The 5,429-nt window shown below is 66.2% G+C and carries 3 protein-coding genes and 3 pseudogenes; 1 reads left to right on the forward strand and 5 read right to left on the reverse strand.

The window, feature by feature from the left end:
* The 5 genes and pseudogenes from VKI00_RS33935 to VKI00_RS03330 form a co-directional block, all read right to left on the reverse strand.
* Positions 1-144: pseudogene (locus VKI00_RS33935) on the reverse strand (IS256 family transposase); the annotation flags it as partial.
* 98 nt (positions 145-242) lie between these two features.
* Positions 243-677 (reverse strand): DUF6262 family protein, encoded by a 435-nt coding sequence (locus tag VKI00_RS03315; RefSeq protein ID WP_324435356.1) that lies wholly within the window; start codon positions 675-677, stop codon positions 243-245.
* Positions 667-2,889 (reverse strand): tyrosine-type recombinase/integrase, encoded by a 2,223-nt coding sequence (locus tag VKI00_RS03320; RefSeq protein ID WP_324435358.1) that lies wholly within the window; start codon positions 2,887-2,889, stop codon positions 667-669. Before VKI00_RS03320 ends, VKI00_RS03315 begins: the two co-directional genes overlap by 11 nt.
* Entirely contained in the window at positions 2,886-3,992 is a 1,107-nt protein-coding gene (locus VKI00_RS03325) for a site-specific integrase (protein WP_324435360.1), read from the reverse strand. The genes VKI00_RS03320 and VKI00_RS03325 overlap by 4 nt, the downstream gene beginning before the upstream one ends.
* Before the next feature lie 121 nt (positions 3,993-4,113).
* Positions 4,114-5,193, reverse strand: a pseudogene (locus VKI00_RS03330) (IS256 family transposase); the annotation flags it as partial.
* 115 nt (positions 5,194-5,308) lie between these two features.
* Here VKI00_RS03330 and VKI00_RS03335 point away from each other — a divergent pair.
* Positions 5,309-5,429, forward strand: a pseudogene (locus VKI00_RS03335) (IS21 family transposase); the annotation flags it as partial.

A 5,429-nucleotide genomic window follows, 5' to 3' on the forward strand; every position in this document is an offset into this window, starting at 1 on the left:
CCCGGCGGGGGTGATGGCGAACCCGCGCCAGCCGGCTGAGGCGCGGTCCAGCACGGCCCATACCAACGAGGTGCAGGAGTGCTCACCGGGCAGCCGGCCGATCACTTTGACCCGGCGGCGGGTCTCGCCGAAGGTGCGTTCGATGGTTATCTGGAGTCTTCGAGGAAGAGGGGCTGTTGACCTGGGGGTTTGCGTCGTGGATGGTGTCTTCGACGCTGCGGCGCCGGCCGTCTCGGCGGTGGTCAGCACGGTGCGGTCGTTACCGAATTGCAATGGTCGGTTCGGCTGGCCGGGAACCGTTCATGGTTGCGGAGTTGGCCGAGGGCGTGGGCGAGCTGGCGGCGCAGCCGCTGGTTCTCGTCAGCGAGTTCGCGGTTGCGGCGGTTGGCGAGTTCAAGACGTTGGCGTAGGGAGTCATCGCTGGCGCGTTGTTGGGCGGGTATCGGCGCGCTGAGTTGGTGTTGGCCCTGGTCGCGGAGTCGGCGGATCTCGTCTTTGATGTCGGTTTGGGTGTAGATCCATGAGCGGGACACTCCAGCGTGGCGAGCGACGGCTTCGAAGGTGAGCACGGCACCGGCTCTATCAAGCTCATGCATCGCCGCGAGCGCCTTGGCGCGGGTGTATTCGTGACGCTGTTTGGCGGCGGTGGTGAGGTGAACGCTGTTGTCAGCCCGCATGTTTGGTGTCCTTCGATTCATCGAGGGCGGTGATGATGTTGTCCAGGTTACGCAGAACCTGCCGGTTCATCTCGGCGAGCCGTTGCTGGCCGCGGGCCTCGGCGGCGATGACCAGCTCCACGGTCTGGTGGCGTTGAGTGCGATGCTGGGGCAGGAATTCGGGGGTGGTCAGGAACATTGGGCAGGTCAGGCAGGCGTTTGCGTGCGGGCAGCTCTGCTGCACCGGCAGTCCGCAGTAGCCGTTGGGCAGGGCTTGGGTGGCGCGGCCCAGTCGTTGCTTGGCCCAGGCCGCGTCGGCAAGTGGGCCGGCGGGGTCCAAAGTGACCGTGTGGCCGTGGATATCGACCTTGCGGGCAGCTTCCCACTGGCGACGGACGGTGGTGTCGTGGAGGCGGGCATAGTGCCCGGTCATTTGTGCGGAGTCATGGTCGAGGATGCGCCGCACCACCTCTTGGGGAACGTCGCGGTTGATCAGCCGGTGCCCGAGGGTATGGCGCCACTGATGAGGGGTCAGATGCACCGGCTGGCCATGTTCGTCGCGGATGGCGCACGCGGCCAGCCAGCGCAGCAGCGCCGCCCGGTAGGTGGGGCTGGCGATCGGGTGGCTGCCGTCGACGTTTTTCGTCGGCCGCGGGAACAGGCCGGGTGTGCCGGCCGGCCAGCATTGGGCGATGCGCTGCCGGTGTTGGGTGATCAGTTCGCGCAGTTGCTCATCGATTGGCACCAGCGCTTCGCGTTTCATCTTGTGGTTGTAGTAGCGCAGATACGGGGCGTCCTCGGCGTCGGCGACAACACAGTCGGCAGGCAGCCGGAGCGCGTCGGTGATCCGCAGTCCGCAGCGCATCAGGATGATCGTGACCAGCCGGTGGTTAGGGTCGGCGAAGCGGGCCAGGTTGTTGGGGTGCTCGAGCTGGGCCATGACGTGTTCGGCCAGCGCCCGCGGCAGCCGTTCGGCGCGTTTGGGGTAGTCCTCGGCATAGAACATCGCGTCAGCGGGAAGCGCAGTGTCCCAACAATGTTGGCGGACAGCGGCCAAAAACCGGTTGAGCAGACCGATGTGGCTGGCACGACGTTGCGAGCAGATGCGCTCACCTCGCAGGTCGGCGAGGTAGCGTTCCAGCACCGACCGGTCGATCCGATCGATCCCGGTAATGCCGATATCAGCGAGGAACCGCGCGAAGCGGGTGATCACGACGACCGGTCTGGCGCCACCGGCTTCCAGCCCCAACCCGCTCGACAGCCGCCACCGAATCCAGCGTTTGGCCAGATCCCGCAGCCACGGCTGGGGTATCCCAGCGAACCGCAGGGTGCGGTCACCGTCGTAGCCGAGGCGGCGCATCCGCCAGACATCGCGCTCGAATTCGGCTTCCCAACCACCGGCCTCGGCCAGATCAGCGATCGCGCGGTAGGCGTAGCCAAACAGGCCCCGCGCACGATTATCGTTGATCACCAACTTGATTCGCTGATTCCAGGCGTCTTCGTCGTGGTCGAGCAAGGAGGCCGCATCGGCCTCAGCGAGCATCCGCACCACACGCATCACAACGTGCGCGGTGAGCTTGCCCTGCCGTTCGTCGTGGCGGCGCTGCAGCACGTACTGCATCTCCAGCTTCAGCTGCGGGTTCAGCCGATCGAGCAGGATCACCTCGCTGGCCAGGCGCCGGGTCGCAGCGAAGCGGTCGGCGAACTCCTCGATGTCGGTTCGCCCGTTGACTTTCCAGGTATTCGTGTGGGACTGGCAAAACGGTGATGTCCCTTGGCGCCACAACTGGCAGTGCGGGATGTGGCACGTTTTGCCCGGAGCTGGCTGCTGGGCCGCCGCGGCATCGGCCAGCCACGAGTCCAGATCCGGCCGACCGGCTCGCTGCCAGCGCTGAGCATGTAGACCACACAAACCTGTACGGGCAGAACCGTATCCGCAGCCTTGCACCCGGCAGCGTTGGTTAGGGCGTTGCCGGCGCCAGCGTGGATCGGTCGAGCCAACGAACTGCTCCAAGTCCGGGCGTCCCTCGTCGACCCATCGATGCAGATGCCCCTGACACAAACCACGCCCGCACGCTGTTCGCCCACACTCCTCGACCCGACAGGCGCCCCCGCCGAACACCGGGTCCTCGGGGCCGAATTCCAGCACATCGCTGCGGAATTCGCTGCCCACCGCCGCCATCAGCTTGCCCAGCAGCCCAGACGAGACACCGCTGGGAACCGGGGCGGTCACCAGCTCACCTGCTTATCGGTGAACCAGCCCGCCTGCTCCATCACCCGGCGAGCGTCCTCGACAGTCAGGTGCCCGTATGTCGAACTCGTGGTGGCCACCGAGGAGTGACCAAGCAGCCGTGCTACCACCTCGATGCCAATACCATCGCGCAGCATCCGTGTCGCGGCCGTATGCCGCAGCCAGTGCGGGTCGAAGTCGATCCCGACCCGCCGACGCAACCGGCGCACCAGGTCATAGACCGCGGCGTAGGTCAACGGATGCCCACGCGGGCGGCCCCACAGGTTGACGAACACATAGTCGCTGTCCAGGCCGCCGTACTCGGCGTGCAGGTAGTCGGCATACAACCGGATCAGTTCGGAGCTGACCGGGATCGTGCGCGAGTTGCCCGACTTGGCGCGTGCGCCGTTGGCGTTGTCGCGGCACCGTAGCGTCACTTCGCACTCGGCGGCGGCAATGTCGTTGTGCCGCAACCCGAGTGCTTCACCAATCCGCATGCCGGTGTCATACAACAGGGCAAAGAGCAAGCGGTCCCGCAGCCGCTGGCAACCGTCCAGTACGGCCTGCACCTCGACCGGGGTGAGCACCCGGGGCAACTTCTTCGGCGTCCTCACCGCGACCACACGCCGCGGTTTCGGGTCGCTCTTGCTGATGTGATGCAGAAATGGCCGCCAGCCGCCACGCCCACCGCCGACCTGCCACGACGTCAACAACTCGCCCACTCCGACGCCGTCTCGACCGGCATGGGTATAAAACGCGCCGACCGCTGAAAGCTTGCGATTCACGGTGGATTCCGTGCAGTGATGCGTCACAGACGGCAACACCGCCACTCGCCCGTCGCGGGCCTGCAGCGGCAGCCGCAGCCACGCCACGAACTCACCCACATCACCGAGCCGCACCGCCCGCCAATCCAGCCCACGATCAGCGAGGAAACTGAACCAGTCCTTCAGATCGTGCGCGTAGGCCTTGACCGTGTTCGGCGATCGCTCGATATCACTCAGATACGCCAGATACCGCTCCACCGGCGCGACCGGGGCGTCGTCATCGCCGAGCACCGTCCACGATTCACGTGACGAGACCGGTGAGATGACCCGGGCAACTTGCATCGTCCCTCCGCAGGCTCTGCCTCCTGGACGACTGCAGATAACCACGTCCACCACGCAGAACCCAGCACCTCAACACCGCGTGTCGGACATCGAAGACACCTCCAAAGGAACTCCAGATAACGATGGGATTGGTCGTTCTCAAGTGGATCCAGTGCTCGGCCGGGTAGTCGTAGAACGCGAGCAGCTGCTCGACGTCGTCGCTGATCTTGGCGACCGCCTTGGGAAACTTCGCCCCGTAGGCGGCCTTGAACGCTTTCACCGCGTCGTAGGCGTGGCGTTTGTCCTCGGCGTTCCAGATCTCGGCGAGCGCCTTCTTCGCGCCAGGATGCGCCGACTTCGGCAGCGCAGCAAGAACATTCGATATCTTATGGAACCAGCAGCGCTGCTCGCGGGTCTCGGGGAACACCTCGCGCAACGCGCCCCAGAACCCCAGCGCGCCGTCGCCGATCGCCAGCACCGGCGCGCGCATGCCGCGGCGCTTGGCATCGCGCAGCAGATCCGCCCACGACTCGGTGGCCTCCCGGTAGCCGTCGGTCAGCGCGATGAGTTCCTTGCGGCCGTCGGCGCGTACCCCGATCATCACCAGCAGGCACAGCTTGGCCTCCTGCAGGCGCACGTTGACATGGATGCCGTCGGCCCACAGGTAGACGTAGTCCACGCTCGACAGGTCGCGGTCGGCGAACGCGCGCGCCTCGGCCTGCCAGGTCTGGGTCAGCTTGGTGATCGTCGAGGAGGACAGGCCCTGGGCCGAGCCGAGGAACTGCCCCAACGCAGGCACGAAATCCCCGCTCGAGAGCCCGTGCAGGTACAGCAGCGGCAGCACCTGCTCGATCTGCGGGGTCTTGCGCGCCCACGGCGGCAGGATCGCCGACGAGAACCGCTGCCGCTCAGCGGTATCCGGGTCGACACGGCGGTCGTTCACCCGCGGCGCGTGCACCTCGATCACCCCGGCGCAGGTGGTGACCTCCCGCGGCTCGTGGCGGCCGTTACGCACCACCAGCCGGCGCCCGTTCTCGTCACGCTCCTCGGCGAACCGGGCGATGTAGGCATCGACCTCGACCTGCAGCGCCTCGGCCAGCATCCGTCGCGCACCCTCACGCACGAGTTCATCGATCAACGACGACGAACCCCGCGCCGACGAACCCGGCGCCGGCGAAGCCGAACCCTCACGATCAGCCGAATCAAAAACTACAGTGAGCACGGGACGTACCTTCCCGACCAGCGTTACCGCGCCGGTCTAGCTTGGAACCTTCAATCAGTCACCCGGGAAGGTACGCCCCTTCCCAGGCCGATCCACAGATTTCAAGCATTGCTCGAGTGGGCGGGTGCGGGAGCTGCGCCCGTTGTATCTGCCGCCGGATCCAGCATCGCGGACGACCTATCCGGCGGGCGAGATCGCGCAGTGCGATTTCTGGTTTCCCGATGTGGTGGTGCCGG

Origin of the sequence: Mycobacterium sp. (assembly GCF_035314665.1) — a bacterium.
GTDB lineage: Bacteria > Actinomycetota > Actinomycetes > Mycobacteriales > Mycobacteriaceae > Mycobacterium.

What these genes read in the sequence shown, in the direction of transcription:
- VKI00_RS03325 (WP_324435360.1), bottom strand. Translation starts at nt 3,992, where the DNA reads ATGCAAGTTGCCCGGGTCATCTCACCGGTCTCGTCACGTGAATCGTGG.
- VKI00_RS03315 (WP_324435356.1), bottom strand. Translation starts at nt 677, where the DNA reads ATGCGGGCTGACAACAGCGTTCACCTCACCACCGCCGCCAAACAGCGT.